This is a genomic window from Vibrio sp. SALL6 (assembly GCF_002002385.1).
Taxonomy (GTDB): Bacteria; Pseudomonadota; Gammaproteobacteria; order Enterobacterales; family Vibrionaceae; genus Vibrio; species Vibrio parahaemolyticus.
The window spans coordinates 120,688-139,430 of sequence record NZ_MQVK01000018.1; the positions used below are offsets into that span (position 1 = coordinate 120,688).

Sequence of the window (18,743 nt, forward strand, 5' to 3'; positions counted from 1 at the left end):
ATGGTGTGTAGGTTTGCACATGGCTTTACACATGATGTTAGCCCTGTTTTTCCAACCTATTTATCTCGTTCAGTATCTAATTGTGACGTTCTTTTCTTCTCCTTTACTAATAAAGTTATCAACTCGCTCAAGTCTCTACAGTATTTTGTTTGCGTTTTTACCGCTTTTGATCGCAACTGGCAGTATCGCTTTTAGTTAAGTGACTTTGATAACTCCGTTTTTTATCAGACCGACTACACTTGTTTAGAAATAAGTGACGCATTTCATATAATTAATTGATATTGCGCCGCTAGGATATGTGTCCCATTTTTGTGACAGATAGTAACTTTCACTTGTTTTGGGATGTGGAACGCAATAAGTCGATTGTTTAATGAGTTGATAGTTAGTTTAATCAACCAACGATGTGCAAAACACCACATATATTCAACTAAAAACTATGCAATAGGTTAATGGGAAACGTTGGCCATTAGCGGAGGTCAGATGAGTACGCAAACCGTGCCGCAAAACGCGATTGTAAATGCTGTCAAAGGGGAAGTTTTGGTATTGGATCTTACAGGTAAGATCCGAGTGGTAAGCGCCGGAGATGCGTTAAATACAGGGGATGTCATTGTCACAGAAAACAATGCGTCTTTGGATGTTCTAATCAATAACGAGCTCTATCTTGTCGACCAAAACTGTGTCGCGTGTCTTCCCGAGCCTTCATCAGAACAACCGGAAACTTTGGTTCAAACCCCGGTTGATGGCCAAATTGCTTTCGACCCGACGGCGATTGATAGTGCTAATTTTGACGCAAATGATGTTGCTGCTATCCAACAAGCGATTTTGGAAGGTGCCGACCCGACGGCAATTCTTGAAGCAACGGCCGCTGGTGGCGATGCGTCTGGCTCGGCAAATGCTGGCTATGTGACGGTTGAATACAACAACCCAGAAATGCTTGCCTCTACGTTTTTCGAAACCTCTGCAGCACGCACTGGAGTGCAAGATCGCGAAGAAACCGATGACATCAACGTCACCATTTTTGCTGATGGTGGGCAATCTCTTGAATCGGAAGTAACCGAAGGTTCGATTTCCCTTACGACTTATCCTCAATCTATTGCAACCAGCGTATCCGTTGAGGCGGGCGATCTCCCGCTTGACCCTAGCTCATTTGTTCCATCTGCTGCTTCACTAGAATCGCTACTGGCCGAATTGAACACCGATATTCAATCTGGTGGTAAAGCTGTCGAGTTCTCATACGACGAAGCGCAAAATGCCATCATTGGTGTTCAAGATGGCAATGAAGTCCTACGTATTGAAATTGAAGCGACTTCGCTAGGTCGTGATATCGAGTTGGAGGTGACGACCACCATAAGCCAAGGCATTGACCATGTTGCGTCTGTAGATGACGGGCAGGTGTCGATTGTTGGTGACCGCATCAGTATTGAGTTTGAGATGACGGGCACTGATATTGGTGGTAACAGCATTCGTACGCCAATTGATTTTGTCACGACGATTATCGATGGTGATAATCCAGCGCCGCAAGACATCTCGTTTGAGAATGAAGAATCTTCATCGACGCCAATTACGGGGACGTTTGTCGAAATTGGCAGTGACCAGTTGGCTTCAGTCACTTTTAATCAGGAAAGTTTGTCGCAATTTGATGGTTTGTTAACTGATAACCAAGCGACGGTTGCGACCTTGTCTGAAGATGGCAGTAACATCACGTTAACCGTAGCTGGTACGGGAGAGGTGGTATTAAGCATCACGTTAAACACCGACGGCACGTACCAATTTGAACAGTTCAAACCGCTTGAGCAGACGAATGATAGCGATACGATAGCGCTTTCCCTTCCAACGACGATCGTGGATTTCGACCAAGATACGGTCAGTAATACCTTTGTGATTACAATTGCTGATGGCGATAACCCTGTCATTAACAATGTCACAAGCTTGTCTTTAGACGAGTCTGGCGTCGAGCAAGGTTCTCTACAAGGCATCGCGATTACTAGCGGTACCGGATCAATTTCGGCAGCCGCAGGCAGCGATATTATTGATCACTTCGAAGTAGAACCAACGGAATTTAATGTCTCTGGCGAGTTGCAATCGCAAGGGCAAAATGTACTTCTTGAACTCATTTCTAATGTCAACGGCGTTCGTACTTACGAAGGTTATATTGAGCTTGATGGTGTGCGCATTACGGTATTCGACATCAGTATCGACTCACCGTCTCAAGGCGAATATCAATTCAACCTCTATGAACAGCTGGATCATACTGGCGCAAACGACGAATCGTTAACGTTCACCATTCCAGTTTATGCCGTTGATGCCGACGGAGACCGCTCTTCTTTGACGCTCGGTTCGAATGATGCCAAAGCCGCAGAAATCGTCATAGAAGTTAAAGATGATGCGCCTTCTATTGATGGTGTAGAAGCTTTAACGGTGGATGAAGACGACCTTGCGAGCATCGGCTCGGATCAAAATGATTCTGTTTCGGTTGACGGCAAGTTCACCACGACAGAAGGCTCCGACCGAGTGGTGAGTTATCAACTCGACGCATCGACCAATCCAATTGATGGCTTGACTTCACATGGTGAAGCCGTTGAGCTGGTAGAAACCTCAAATGCCGACGGCAGTTTCACTTACACCGCGACAGCAAACGGCAACTCAGTATTTACGCTGGTGGTGAATGTTGATGGTTCATACAATTTTACGTTGGAAGGCCCAATCGATCACGCTAGTGGCAGTGATGCGTTAACACTGAATTTCCCGATTACAGCGACGGATTTTGATGGCGATACCAGCACCATGGTTTTGCCTGTCACCATTCAAGATGACGTTCCTACGATTGAGAATGTCGTGCCTCTCACTGTGGATGAAAATGACTTAATTACGAATGGTGGACAATCAAACGCACTGTTGGTTGAAGGGCAGTTCACGACCACGCAAGGCTCAGATGGTGTGGTTCAGTACCAGCTTGAAACAGGTTCAGACCCGCTAAACGGTTTGACCTCCAACGGTCAAGTTATCACGTTGGCCGAAGTCAGTAATGCCGACGGTAGCTTTACCTACACGGCGACGGCAAACGGCAATCCGGTATTTACGTTACAGGTAAACAGTGACGGGAGTTACTCGTTTGAACTGCAAGGGGCTGTTGATCATGCTCCAAATAGTGACACCTTAACGTTGGACTTTTCCATCATTGCGACGGATTTTGATGGCGACATGAGCAAAATTACGTTGCCAGTCACCATCGTTGACTCATTGCCAGTTGTAACGGATTTTGAAGCGATCAGTGTTGATGAAGACGATCTGGTTGGTATCGGTTCTGACCAAAACGACCCAGTTTCAATTGATGGCCAGTTTACGACCACTGAAGGTGCAGACAGAGTCGTGAGTTACCAGCTTGACTCGAATGCGACACCTGTTGATGGATTAACCTCACAAGGCGTAGCCGTCACAATGACGGAAACGGCTAATTCTGATGGCAGCTTCACCTATACGGCAACAGCAGGGACAAATCCGGTTTTCACATTAACCGTCAATCCAGACGGCAGCTACAACTTTACCCTTGAAGGTGCGATTGATCACGCAGCAAACAGCGACAGCTTAACGCTCAACTTCCCGATCACAGTGACCGATTTTGATGGAGACACGACTTCCGCCGTTATTCCTGTCACGATTACCGATGACCAACCGACTATCACAAATGTTGAAGCAATCAGTGTTGATGAAGACGACTTAGCGAACATCGGTTCGGACCAAAATGATTCACTTACGATTGATGGTCAGTTCACGACAACGCAAGGTTCTGATCGCGTGGTGAGTTACCAGTTAGATACCTCTGTAGATGTGGTTGCAGGGCTCACCTCGCAAGGCAATCCAGTGACGTTGATAGAGACTGCCAATCCTGATGGCAGCTTCAGCTACGTTACGACCGCTGATGGCAACCCTGTCTTTACGTTGGTAGTGAAAACGGATGGCAGCTATAACTTCACACTGGAAGGCCCAATCGATCACGCTATTAATAGCGACGAGTTAACACTGAACTTCCCAATTATTGCGACTGACTTTGATGGCGATACAACTTCTGCCATCATCCCAGTGACTATCGTCGACGACAAGCCAGTCATCACGAATGTGGATGCAATCCAAGTTGATGAAGATGACTTGACGGGGATTGGTTCAGACCAAAGTGATGCACTTTCCATCAACGGTCAATTTGCAATAACGCAAGGTTCTGATGGTGTCGTTAGTTATCAATTGGATGCTTCTGCCGACCCTGTCGCAGGGCTGACGTCTCAAGGCATCGCGGTAACGATGACTGAAACGGCCAACCCAGACGGCAGTTTTACTTATCAAGCCACCGCGGGTGGTAACGCCGTCTTGACCTTGATTGTTAACGCAGATGGTTCTTATAACTTTACGCTAGAAGGCCCTATCGACCATGCCAATGGTAGTGACGAGCTAACTCTGAACTTCCCAATTATTGCGATCGATTTTGATGGTGACACCAGCTCAGCGGTGATCCCAGTGACCATCGTAGATGACCAACCAACTATCACAAACGTCGATTCTATTACGGTTGATGAAGACGATTTATCGGGCGTTGGTTCTGCTCAAGATGGCGTTGTTTCTATTGACGGTAAATTCACTACAACAGAAGGCTCTGATCGAGTGGTGAGCTATCAACTTGATTCCTCGACGGATCCTGTTGCTGGCCTTACCTCACATGGCGAAGCGGTTGTACTCGTAGAAACGGCAAATGCTGACGGCAGCTTCACTTACACTGCGACGGCAGATGGCAATCCAGTATTTACGTTGGTAGTGAATGTGGATGGCTCTTACAACTTCACGTTGGAAGGCCCAATCGATCACGCTATTAATAGCGACGAGCTAACGCTGAACTTCCCAATCATCGCAACGGACTTTGATGGTGACACCAGCTCTGCGGTGCTCCCAGTGACTATCGTCGATGACCAACCGACCATCACAAACGTCGATGCCATTACAGTGGATGAAGACGATTTAATGAGTATTGGCTCTGCTCAAGATGGCGTTGTTTCTATTGATGGCAAGTTCACCACAACGGAAGGTTCTGACCGAGTGGTGAGCTATCAACTCGATGGTTCGATGAACCCTGTAGCAGGATTAACGTCGCACGGCGAAGTTGTTGATTTGGTTGAAACAGCGAATGCAGATGGCAGCTTCACTTACACCGCGACCGCTAACGGCAATCCTGTCTTTACGTTGGTGGTGAATACCGATGGTTCATACAACTTTACGTTGGAAGGCCCAATCGATCACGTGACTGGTAGTGATGAACTGACGCTGAATTTTCCAATCATCGCGACCGATTTTGATGGCGATACGTCATCGGCAACCATCCCTGTAACCATTGTTGATGACCAGCCAACAATTAACGATGTTCAAGCGATCACCGTTGATGAAGATGACCTCGCGCAGATTGGCTCGGCTCAAGACGGTTCAGTATCGATTAACGGACACTTCACCACCAATCAAGGTTCTGACGGTGTTGTGAGCTACCAATTGGATGCCAGTGCGACGCCTATTGATGGGCTTACTTCGCAAGGTGTTGCGGTGACATTGAGTGAAACGGCAAATCCAGATGGTAGTTTCACTTATACGGCAACCGCAGGAAGCACCCCTGTCTTTACGTTAATTGTTAATCCAGATGGCAGTTACAACTTTACGCTCGAAGGTCCAATTGACCATGGGAGTAACAGTGACGAACTGACGCTTAACTTCCCAATCATCGCGACGGATTTTGATGGCGATAGTAGTGTCATGGTTTTGCCTGTCACTATTCAAGATGATGTTCCTACGATTGAGAATGTCGTGCCTCTCACTGTGGATGAAAATGATCTCATTACGAATGGTGGGCAATCAAATGCGTTGTTGGTTGAAGGGCAGTTTACAACCACGCAAGGCTCAGATGGTGTGGTTCAGTACCAGCTTGAAACAGGTTCAGACCCGCTAAACGGTTTGACCTCCAACGGTCAAGTTATCACGTTGGTTGAAGTCAGTAATGCCGACGGCAGCTTTACCTACACAGCGACGGCAAACGGCAATCCGGTATTTACGTTGCAGGTAAACAACGATGGTAGTTATTCATTTGAACTGCAAGGTGCTGTTGATCATGCTCCAAATAGTGACACTTTAACGCTAGATTTTTCTATCATTGCGACGGATTTTGATGGCGATACAAGCCAGGTCACGTTACCAGTCACAATCGTTGACTCGTTGCCAGTAATCTCTGCTGTTGATGCTATCAATGTTGATGAAGACGATCTGGTCAATGTTGGCTCAGACCAAAACGACCCAGTTTCAATTGATGGCAAGTTTACGACTACTGAAGGTGCAGACAGAGTCGTGAGTTACCAGCTTGACTCGAATGCGAAACCTGTTGATGGGCTCACCTCGCAAGGCAATCCAGTGACGTTGATAGAGACTGCAAATCCTGATGGCAGCTTCAGCTACGTTGCGACAGCAGATGGCAACCCTGTCTTTACGTTGGTCGTGAAAACGGATGGCAGTTATAACTTCACACTGGAAGGCCCGATCGATCACGCTATTAATAGCGATGAGCTAACGCTGAAATTCCCAATTATTGCGACTGACTTTGATGGCGATACAACTTCTGCCATCATCCCAGTGACTATCGTCGACGATAAGCCAGTCATCACGAATGTGGATGCAATTCAAGTTGATGAAGATGACTTGACGGGGATTGGCTCAGACCAAAATGATGCACTTTCCATCAACGGCCAATTTGCAACAACGCAAGGTTCTGATGGTGTCGTTAGTTATCAATTGGATTCTTCTGCCGATCCTGTTGCAGGGCTGACGTCTCAAGGCGTCGCGGTAACGATGACTGAAACGGCCAACCCAGATGGCAGTTTTACTTATCAAGCCACCGCAGGTGGTAACGCCGTCTTTACCTTGATTGTTAACGCAGATGGTTCTTATAACTTTACGCTAGAAGGTCCAATAGACCATGCCAATGGTAGTGACGAGCTAACTCTGAACTTCCCAATTATTGCGATCGATTTTGATGGTGACACCAGCTCAGCGGTGATCCCAGTGACCATCGTAGATGACCAACCAACTATCACAAACGTCGATTCTATTACGGTTGATGAAGACGATTTATCGGGCGTTGGTTCTGCTCAAGATGGTGTCGTTTCTATTGACGGTAAATTCACCACAACAGAAGGCTCTGATCGAGTGGTGAGCTATCAACTCGACGGATCGACGAACCCTGTAGCAGGATTAACGTCGCACGGCGAAGCGGTTGTACTCGTAGAAACGGCAAATGCTGACGGCAGCTTCACTTACAGTGCGACGGCAGATGGCAATCCAGTATTTACGTTGATAGTGAACGCTGATGGCTCTTACAACTTCACGTTGGAAGGCCCAATCGATCACGCTATTAATAGCGACGAGCTAACGCTGGACTTCCCAATCATCGCAACGGACTTTGATGGTGACACCAGCTCAGCGGTGATCCCAGTGACTATCGTCGATGACCAACCGACCATCACAAACGTCGATGCCATTACAGTGGATGAAGACGATTTAACGAGTATTGGCTCTGCTCAAGATGGCGTTGTTTCTATTGATGGCAAGTTCACCACAACTGAAGGTTCTGACCGAGTGGTGAGCTATCAACTCGATGGTTCGATGAACCCTGTAGCAGGATTAACGTCGCACGGCGAAGTTGTTGATTTGGTTGAAACAGCGAATGCAGATGGCAGCTTCACTTACACCGCGACCGCTAACGGCAATCCTGTCTTTACGTTGGTGGTGAATACCGATGGTTCATACAACTTTACGTTGGAAGGCCCAATCGATCACGCAACTGGTAGTGATGAACTGACGCTGAATTTTCCAATCATCGCGACCGACTTTGATGGCGATACGTCATCGGCAACCATCCCTGTAACCATTGTTGATGACCAGCCAACAATTAACGATGTTCAAGCGATCACCGTTGATGAAGATGACCTCGCGCAGATTGGCTCGGCTCAAGACGGTTCAGTATCGATTGACGGACACTTCACCACCAATCAAGGTTCTGATGGCGTAGTGAGTTACCAATTGGATGCCAGTGCGACGCCTGTTGATGGGCTTACTTCGCAAGGTGTTGCGGTGACATTGAGTGAAACGGCAAATCCAGATGGTAGTTTCACTTATACGGCAACCGCAGGAACCAATCCTGTCTTTACGTTAATTGTTAATCCAGATGGCAGTTACAACTTTACGCTCGAAGGCCCAATTGACCATGCGAGTAACAGTGACGAACTGACGCTGAATTTCCCAATCATCGCGACGGATTTTGATGGTGACACCACTTCTGCCACGATTCCTGTGACCATTGTTGATGACCAACCAGTGATCACAAATGTTGCGCCAATTACGGTCGATGAAGATGACTTGAACAACATTGGTTCTGATCAAAAAGAAGCGCTTTCCATAGACGGTAAGTTCACTACGACTCAAGGCTCGGATAGTGTCGTCCGTTATCAGCTCGATGTGAATGCGATGCCTGTTGATGGGCTTACTTCGCAAGGTATTGCCGTAACCATGACTGAAACTGCAAATGCAGATGGCAGTTTTACTTACACAGCAACCGCGGGTGCGAATGCTGTGTTTACGCTCGTTGTAAAACCGGATGGCAGTTATAATTTTACCCTTGAAGGGACACTTGACCATCCAATCGGTGCAGATGAGCTAACGCTGAATTTCCCTATTATCGCGACCGATTTTGATGGCGACACCACGAGCGCGACGATTCCAGTCACGATTGTTGATGATCGACCAACACTCGATGGTATCGACGCAAACAGCGTACTAACAGTCGACGAAGATGATTTGCCAACCGTGGGTTCTGATGGCAATGAACCAACGAGTATTATTGGTAAGTTTGTCGCGACAGAAGGTGCGGACCATATCGTCGAGTACCATATCGTTGACTTGAAGACGCCAGTTCAAGGCTTAACGTCTGGTGGGCAATCACTGACTCTCGTTGAAGTTTCTAATTCAGGTGGCGTATCCGTTTATGAAGCCATTATTGATGGAACAACAACACCTGCATTCCGAGTGACGTTGGATGTTTCTGATGGCAGCTACAAGTTTGAACTACTTGAGCCACTCGATCATCCAACCGCGAATGGTCAAAACGACATCGTCATCAACCTTCCTATCGCAGCGACGGATTTTGATGGTGATGTTTCGAATACTCTCACGTTGCCGATCACTGTTGTGGATGACGTACCAACCATCGACGGTTTGGCTCAGGGTAGTGAACAGACCGTCGATGAGGACGACCTACCGCAGGGTACTGACCGTACTCAAGACACCATCATCGGTGGTACCTTCGATGTAACAGAAGGGGCAGACCAAGTCACCTCGATTCAACTGAGTGATTTGACGACGCCAGTTAGTACATTGATGTCTGGCGGAGAGGCAATCACCTTAGTCTTAACGTCCAGTACTGGCGGGGTGAATGTTTATCAAGGTATCACGGTTAATTCTCAAGAAGTGGTGTTTGAGTTAACTCTGAATGCGTTAAATAGCTCCTATGAGTTTGATCTTAGAAAACCACTTGATCATCCTGATGGCAATCAGCAAAACAACATTATAATCGAACTGCCAATCACCGTGACTGACGGTGATGGCGATGTATCACCAGTGTTCACGTTACCGATTACGGTGGTAGACGATGTACCCGTGGTAACGAATATAGACAGTTTACAAGTGCATGAAGATGATTTGCCGCTGGGCTCAGACGAGACCAAGGAGCCTCTAACGGTTTCTGGTCAGTTTGAAGTGACCAGCGCGGATGGTATCGACTCATTTGTTCTGGATCTCAATTCCAATCTACTGCCTGCACTTACTTCTGGCGGCGAGAGCATCGCGATTACTCAAGACGCTACAGCGTCAACGAGTGATGCTTTGGTTTATGTCGGAAAAACCGCTGGTGGCGACACCATTTTCACGCTGACATTGCATCAAGACGGACGCTACGATTTTGAATTGTCTGGCGCGCTCGATCATGCGACGAACTCTGATGACCTGACCATCAATCTGCCGATAGTGATTACGGACGGCGATAACGACTCCGTTAACGCGACGTTGCCAGTCACTATTTTGGATGATAAGCCGACAATTGAAGCTATTCGTCCTGGAAGTCACTTGTCCATTGATGAGGATGACATTCCGAACAAAGGGTCGGATGGTCAAGGTGATCATATTATCGGCGGACATTTTGATGTCGTTGACGGTGCAGATTCTATCGTTAGCTTCCAATTGGAGGATCTTGTCTCACCTGTTGCTGGGTTAACGTCAGCAGGTCAGCCACTAGAGCTTGTTGAATACTCAAACGCGAATGGCGTGATTGAGTACCGTGCGTACGTGCAAGGCACTACCGATATCGTGTTTAAACTTACGTTAAATGCTGGAGAAGATAGGTATCAATTTGAATTATTTGCTCAGCTAGACCATCCAAATGGCAATGGTGAAAACGAGCTAGTGATTGATTTCCCTGTGAATGCCACGGATTTTGATGGTGATGTGTCGAACACGATTAGTTTGCCAATTACCGTTGTTGATGATGTGCCGTCTATCACTGGGGTGGATAACAGTAGCCAGTTGACGATTGACGAAGATGATTTACCTGCTGGCTCTGATACTTCTGGCTTACTAGTGTTAGATGGACACTTTAACGTTGTTGCTGGCGCTGATGAAATCGTCAGTTATCATGTTTCTGACTTAGCTGGCGCGGTCGCTGGTTTGCAGTCAAATGGTCAAGATGTGGAACTAAGACTGGTCTCTGAAGCCGACGGTGTAAGCACCTATGAAGCGGTGATTGTGGGCACGAACACGCAGATTTTCACCCTAACGTTGGATGCAAAAGACAATAGCTACCAATTTGAGTTAGTGGGTCCTGTGGATCATCCTGCTGGCGCGGGCGAAAACAGCCTAACGTTAGATATTCCTATTTCTGTTACTGACTTCGATGGTGATACATCGGCATCTGTAAACTTGCCAATTACCATTGTGGATGACGTGCCGGAAATCAAAACGGCGACGCCGTTGTTCTTAGATGAAGATGACTTGCCTTCAGGCTCAGAGCTGAGCAAAGACAGCCTAGAGGCAAGCGGCAGCTTTGATAGCGTAGAAGGTGCGGATACGATAGTTTCTTACCAGTTAGATTTGTCTGGCAACCCAATCAGCGGGGTAACGTCAGGCGGACAAGCGGTCACGCTCGTACAAACTGGTGTGAATAACAACAACTACACTTACCAAGGTCAAACGCCAGATGGAAAATCGGTATTTACTCTGGTGTTAAATGCTGACGGAACATACAAATTCACGCTAGAAGGCGTACTGGATCATGGTGTTCAGGGCGAAGATTTACTGACGCTCAATCTGCCTGTGTTTGCTACGGATGTGGATGGCGATACCGCTGGTATCAATCTTCCTGTGACGATCACAGATGATGTTCCAACGATTTACGATAGTTCCATCACTCGCGTTGAAGGGCAAGGAACGCGAACCGTTCAACTGTTCCAAGATCCTGTAGAAGGCGACTTAAATTATGGTGCAGATGGTAGTGAGCTGACCTCATTTAGCGCAGACGATTCAGGTATCTATTTCAAACAGAATGGAATAGATATGACAACCGTTGATCTTAACGGCAGTAATCAAACGGTTTTTGTACATAAAACCTTAAACGGCGTTGACACTGAAATTGGACGTTTGATTGTTCGAACTGATGGCTCTATTAGCTTTAGACCAAATGACGATCTTGATCATACCGATGCGGCTTCAATCGATTTCACAGTTCATGTTATGGCTACCGATGGTGACGGCGATACGAGTACCGCCGATCTCGACATCTCCGTGACAGACAGAAATGCACAAATCGATACCTCATCGGTGTTGTCTTTCGAAGATAAAGGCCGTGACGGTTCTATCCTTGGTACTGAGAATGCCAATACGCAAGATAACTTATCGGGTCTAGATACTACGCCAGCGAAAGTCGATCTAGTGATTAACTTGCACGACCTCGATAGAAATGAAAGTCTAGGCGATATCACGATTCGCGATGCGAGCACGCACAACGGCACGTTCTATTATCGAAATGCCAATGGTGAGTATATTGAACTTACGCCAGTCAATGGCTCTGTTGTGTTGGACGGTTCGAATGTCATTCAATCATTCAATGGTGAGTTCGTTACGCTTGAGAACCTCTATTTTGTACCCGACCGCCATTTTGCGACAGGCGATAGTGGCATAGATCCACGTATCCGAGTTGAGATCCTTAATAACGGTGTGTCTGACCACATCATCAATGGCAGGCTCAACATTCAAGTGGAAAGCGTTGCAGACATCGCGACGTGGACGGCAAACAGTACCTTTAACTACACGGTTGATGAAGATGGTAACAACGTTTCTCTGAACATCAGCGCGCAAACTCAAGACAGCAGTAATCCAGAAAGCATCGTGTACGAACTTGTCTTTACCCAAGGTGAGGGCAACGCAACGCTAGTTTACTCAGATGGCAGTGCCATCGCGCAAACGGGTGGGGTATACCTTGTTGATGCAAGTCGAATTGGCGATGTTCAAGTCGATCCAATTGATAACTTCTCGGGTGAAATAAAAATTGATGTCACTGCGATCACCACGGAGAGCGTGAATCCACTGACAGGTAAAGAAACGGCTCGCTCAGAAACGGAAACCATCGTCATTGATGTCTCTCCAGTCGCTGATGCTGGCAGCTTTACCGTTAATCGCATCAATATTTTCGAGGATAACGCTCGCACTCAAGATACGGTCGATCCGGTTACTGACCACGATCCACTTCAATTAAGCGAAGTGATTTCAATGAAACCATCCGCGGATATGGATGGTTCAGAAGAGCTGTTTGTTCGCATCTCGAATTTCTCTATCGACGGCGTGACGCTTGTTTGGCTCGATGGTGTGAATCCTTCACAGATTGTTGAAGTGACGGATGGCAACGGCAATGTGCTGTATTACGAAATTCCTGAGTCACAGCTGACGAATGTAGAAGTGCTGCCACCACTGCACAGTAACGACGATTTCACCTTCAACGTAGAAGGCATCGTAAAAGACAACGCATCGCTATCAACAGGTTCCGCGCAAGATGTACTTTCACTCGGGAACAAAACCGTCATTGTTGATGTGAAAGGCGTAGCGGATATTCCAATCGTTGAACTCAATGATAAGTCAGGTATTTGGCAAGAGTTTGATGATGGTAACGTACGTGGCGTTCAAACATTTGTGGATGAAAATGGCCAAGTTGATATTTCGTTCAGCATTCTTTCTGGAGAATTCAAAGACAACCCTAACGACCACTCTGAAACGGTAACGGTACTGCTTTCCAACATTCCTGATGGCGTTGAGATATTTGATAATGATGGCAACTCGGTCGATTTAACGTTCGTTGGGTACGATGGTAATAACCAGCCAATCTATGAAGCGAATATTACGCAAGCAAACATCAACTCGGGCATTGTGATTAAACCGGAAGCATCGTCTACCGAGAATATTCACATTACAGCAACCACGATCGTTACTGAAAACGATGGTCATACGCGCACCTCAACTGGGGAAATTCGTGTGATTGTTGGCCCTGTGATTGACGCAAGAAATAACTATACCGTGGTTTCGGAAGGTGACGAAGATACGCGCTTCAACATCGACTGGAAACCAACGACCAGCCAAAGTCCAGATGCCGATGAGTTCTTCTCAGAAGTGACGATTTCTGGCTTCCCTCCGAGTTGTACCGTGTTCGTGGATGGTGTAGCGCAAACGCTCGTCGCTGGTACGTTAACATTAACACCGCAAGCCAATGAATCGGAGCAAGACTTCTCTGCTCGCGTTACGCAGAGTGGTTATGTTCAAGTTGAGTTGGAACAAGATTCCAGTACCGACTTTGATTTGAGCACAACGTTGACCGTGAAAGAGATTGACCATGAGTACGTTGATGCGGCAAATCCAGGACAAGGGATTGCAGAAGCGGTGATTACAGGTTCGGTTCACGTTCAAGTGAATCCGGTTGTTGAACCAGAAGATACCTCTGGTGCGATAGGCGATCAAACGCGCTTGCTGGTCACAGAAAGTAATGGTACTGCGATAGACGTTGTTAAATCGGATGCGCAAGGTGCAATCGACTTTACAATCAACACCTCTGCGGGTGGCCAAGCTGGTGCAAACATCATTAAATATCAAGAGTTTGATGCTTCTTCGGATGAGGTGGTAACTGAACTGGTTGTTCAGTTGCACACGACCGATCCTGCCATTCTTAACCAGCTAGTCATTATCGGAGCACTGAATGAAGGTGACGGCCGTTGGACGATCATTGATGAGGAGAATTTCTGCATCAAAGCGCCATCTGGCCTTGATTTGACGCCGAACGACGACACTGACAATGGTGATAACGGCGGTTTATCGCAAATTGGTTTGACGATTTACGCGCGTGTGAATGACTTAGGTGAAGATTCGGTTGAAAAAGACGCAACTGAAATAAGACAAACGGACGTGATGTTGGAGTTTCCAACGGTTCTTACTCCGCAAACCAGTGTCGCGGCCGAAATTGACGTGACCGATGACGTACAAATTGAAGGCTCAGAAGACAACTTTGTCGATCTTGGTGCTCAGCTTACTTCCAAGATTGATGTGATCAATCCTGATGGTGTGGAAGACGTATTGACCATCGTCATTGACCCATCTTCACCTGGTATTCCGCCGGGCCTAATCATTACCGGTACGGACGTTGATTTCATTAACGGCAAATACGTATTCCAAGCGGATATCGACGCAAGCGGAAACATTGTTGGCCTTGAAGGCTTAACGATGCGCGTGGCTGAAGATTATGCTGGCGACTTCGTTTTGCCAGTGAGATTTGTGACTAAAGATACGGGCTCTGCAGATGAAAAATCGTCCACAGAACTGATTCCGGTGCAAATTCTGCCAGTTGCTGACGTGCCAAGCTCGGCAGGCGACCAGCCGTTGGATCGCAACATCACGCCAGATGTCACAGTCGATATTACTGGAACACTTGGTCTTGATGCGAACAAGCAGCCTGTTGATGATCTCAATAACGATGTTCCAACCGCTGATGGTGTTGGTTATGAAGATGGATTAATTCAGCTTAATTTGAACGTCGATTTTGCAGATGGCTTCAACAACACATTAGGCGGTAGAGAAACGTTAACCAACATCAAGTTGACGCTTGATGACACGACACTGGGTGAGTTTGTCGATAGCAATGGCAATAGTTTGGGCACGAGTATCGAATTCAATGAAGCCGATATTTTAGCGGGAGCGTTGGATAACGTTCTGTTCAAACCGAGTGAAAACTACCCGGTTGGTGGTGGTCAAAATACGGTGAAAATTAACATCGAAGGCGAAATCACAGACGTTGCCGTGTTTGACCAATCGACATTGATCAATCCGGGCGATAACGTAGATGTACGCACCTTTACCGACGACGTAACATTTGAAGTCACGCCTGTCGTGGATGACATCGTGATTACGGGAACCGATCCAAGTCAGCCTATCGTCGTGACGGGTGATGAAGATACGTTGATTTCACTCAACCAGTCAGGTACTGGCGTTACGATCAGTCTGACCGACGATGATGGCTCTGAAAGCTTTGTTTCACTTAAGCTGACTGGTATTCCGAATGACTTTGTTGTTGAGTCTAATTCATCCGATTACATTGTGAAAAACGCAGGTAATGGCGAGTGGAGCATTCAAGTTAAAGACTTGACGCAAACTTCCATCGACTTGAGTGATATTCAAATTAAGCCGCCAAAACACTTTAGTGGTGAAGTTGAAATCGGTATCTCTGTCTTCATTCAAGAAGAACTGTTGAAAGTGCCTACCGAGCGAAACAGCAACTTTACGTTAGTCGTTAACCCGATTGGCGACGACGTGGATGTTAACCCTGATACCCAAGTCTCAGGCAACGAAGGCGAAGACATTACCATCAACGTGAATGCGCTGGTGGTGGATAACAAAGAGTCGATTGGCGACGGTGCAAATTATCAAGAGAATGATCCAGAAACATTGAGGATTGAGATTTCAAACGTACCAGATGGTGCGAGCTTGTCACTTCCAGATGGAACGACATTTGTTGATCAAGGTAGTGGTGTTTTTGTCCTTGAAATCAATGCACAAGACCTAGATCAAATCGTCTTTAACTCTGGTGATAGAAACGACAATTCTTGGGCTGGCTCGCTTCATTTTAAAGTGCAAGCGGTCGATACCGGCCTGGACGGCAGCCAAAGCTTGGGTAATGCGGAAGAGTTTGATGTGTCTGTCGATGTTACAGCGGTAAACGACAGACCTGACTTCGTTAATGTTGTCGATGTGGAAACACCTGAAGACAACGCCTTATTGCTAAATAGCTTCGGTATCTCTGATGTCGATGCGGTACTTGATAACCCGAATGCAGAGTATGTTCTTAATGTAGCGGTAGATAGCGGGTATCTCGCATTGAACGCTAACGTTATCTCGAAATATGGTTTGACGGTTCAGGGTGACGGTACAGGAGCAGTTGAGCTAAAAGGTTCAGTCGCAGATCTCAACGCCGCCATTGCAGAAGGATTGATTGAGTTCAACCCTGATCTCAACTTCTTCGGCGATGTTACTGTGAACATTACAGTCGATGACCAAGGTAACGAAGGCATTGTTATTAGTGGTGTTGATGACACTTTAAACACCAACAGCAGCAGTTTTGTGATTGATGTTACAGCCGTGAACGATGCGCCTGAAACGTCGCCAGTTACCTTGACCAGTATTGGTGAAGACAGTGGTGTATTTGCAATTTCTGCATCAGATTTGCTTGTGAATGCCACTGATGTGGAAAACGACAACTTGACGGTGAGTAACGTTCAACTTGTGGACCCTAGTTCTGGCTCTTTGGCGTTTAACGCAGCCACAGGGAATTGGGAATTTACGCCAGCGCCGGGTTACAACGGCCCTGTCGAGCTGACTTACGATATTACGGACGACGGCACAACAAATGGTGTATCCGATCCTAAGACGGTATCGGGTTCTGCATCTTTTGAAGTGTTCGATGTAAACGATGCGCCTCAAACATCGGAAGTGACGCTTTCTTCGATAGAAGAAGACAGCGGCGCTGTAAGCATTACCGCCTCGGAGCTATTGGCAAACGCGACCGATCCGGAAAACGATAACTTGGCGGTCAGTAATGTCACGCTTGCGGATCCATCAGCGGGAACGATCACTCAGATTAGCGCGACGGAATGGCGCTTTGAACCATCAGCAAACTTCAACGGCGACGTGAGTTTTGTCTATGACATTACTGATGATGGCACAACCAATGGAGCACCGGATCCAATCACAATCAGTGGCTCTGCGGTCATGAACGTTCAAGCGGTTAATGATGCTCCAGAGATTGATGGGTCATTAGTAACCAGCACGATCTTCGAATCGGCAGGTCAAAAAATATCAGGCATTACGATAGCGGATGTGGATTTCACGGGTATCCATGAGAACGAGATCATGACGATTTCGCTCAGTGCGAGTGAAGGTGATGTCAGTGTTATCGCGCCATCCGGCAGTGGTGTGACGCAAGGTGTTGGTTTAGCGGGTGAAACCGTGTTGATGGGAACGTTGTCCCAACTTAATGCGGTGTTGACTTCGACAGATCCAAATGTCGGTGTTTTTGTCGATGCAAGTGACGTGAACAGTTCAGCGATTTCATTGACGGTTACAGCGGACGATAATGGAATTTACTACGAGAATTCCACAGGAACGTCGCTGCAAACCACCGAAACGTTTGATATCAACGTGACACCTGTGGCAGACAAACCGACGCTTGCCTTGGACGCGAACTTTAATTACATCCAGCGCATTACTGCTAGCCAAAGTGCGAGTTTTCAGGGCGTAGCGTTAGTCGGCATTATTGCTGCACTGACGGATTTGGATGAAGTCTTAGCGTTAGAGGTGACAGGCGTTCCAAGAGGCGCCACGCTAACGAGTGATGCGACCACATCGAGCATCAGTTTTGATAGCGCGACTTCTACTTGGACAGTGCCTGCTGATGAAATTGATACGCTTCACATCGATAATGTGCGCCAGGGTGATCACGATATCACGCTGACTGCGGTTTCAACGGAATCGAATGGCGATCAAGCGTTCTCAGACCCAATTGACATCAGCATCAATGTTACGTCCAACAGCCGTGACATCGATGTTTCTTCTGAAACGGAAGATAATCTGTTACTTGGTAGTGATCGCGGAATTTCCCTCATCGGCGGGGCGGGTGATGACCGCATTATCGGTGGTGACGGCGATGATATTCTCATCGGTGGTCTGGGTTCGGACATCCTAACGGGTGGCGGTGGTAACGATATCTTTAAATGGACTCAAGATACCGTTGACGAAGGTGCAGTGGATACCATCACCGACTTTACGCTTAATGAAGACACGATCGATCTTAAAGACGTGATTGCGGATTTAAATGACCCAATGGCAGGAATTGATGAGTTACTTGCGCATATTCAAGCGGACTACGATGCCACGACAGACAATGTCTCTTTGAGCATTACTACTGATGCGAACGTTCATCAGACTATTGTGGTTGAGAACTTAGGTCAGGCGATAGATTTCAATGGATTAAGCTCAAACGAGATTGTTGAATCGCTTCTTAATCGAGGTGTTATTGATAACGGATAAAGTGACTT

The 18,743-nt window shown here is 47.0% G+C and carries 1 protein-coding gene; it reads left to right on the top strand.

What is annotated here, in order from left to right; translation table 11 throughout:
• Positions 1-480: 480 nt before the first annotated feature.
• Positions 481-18,735, top strand: a complete 18,255-nt coding sequence (locus tag BIW15_RS10585; RefSeq protein ID WP_077280974.1) for a retention module-containing protein — start codon at positions 481-483, stop codon at positions 18,733-18,735.
• Positions 18,736-18,743: the final 8 nt, after the last annotated feature.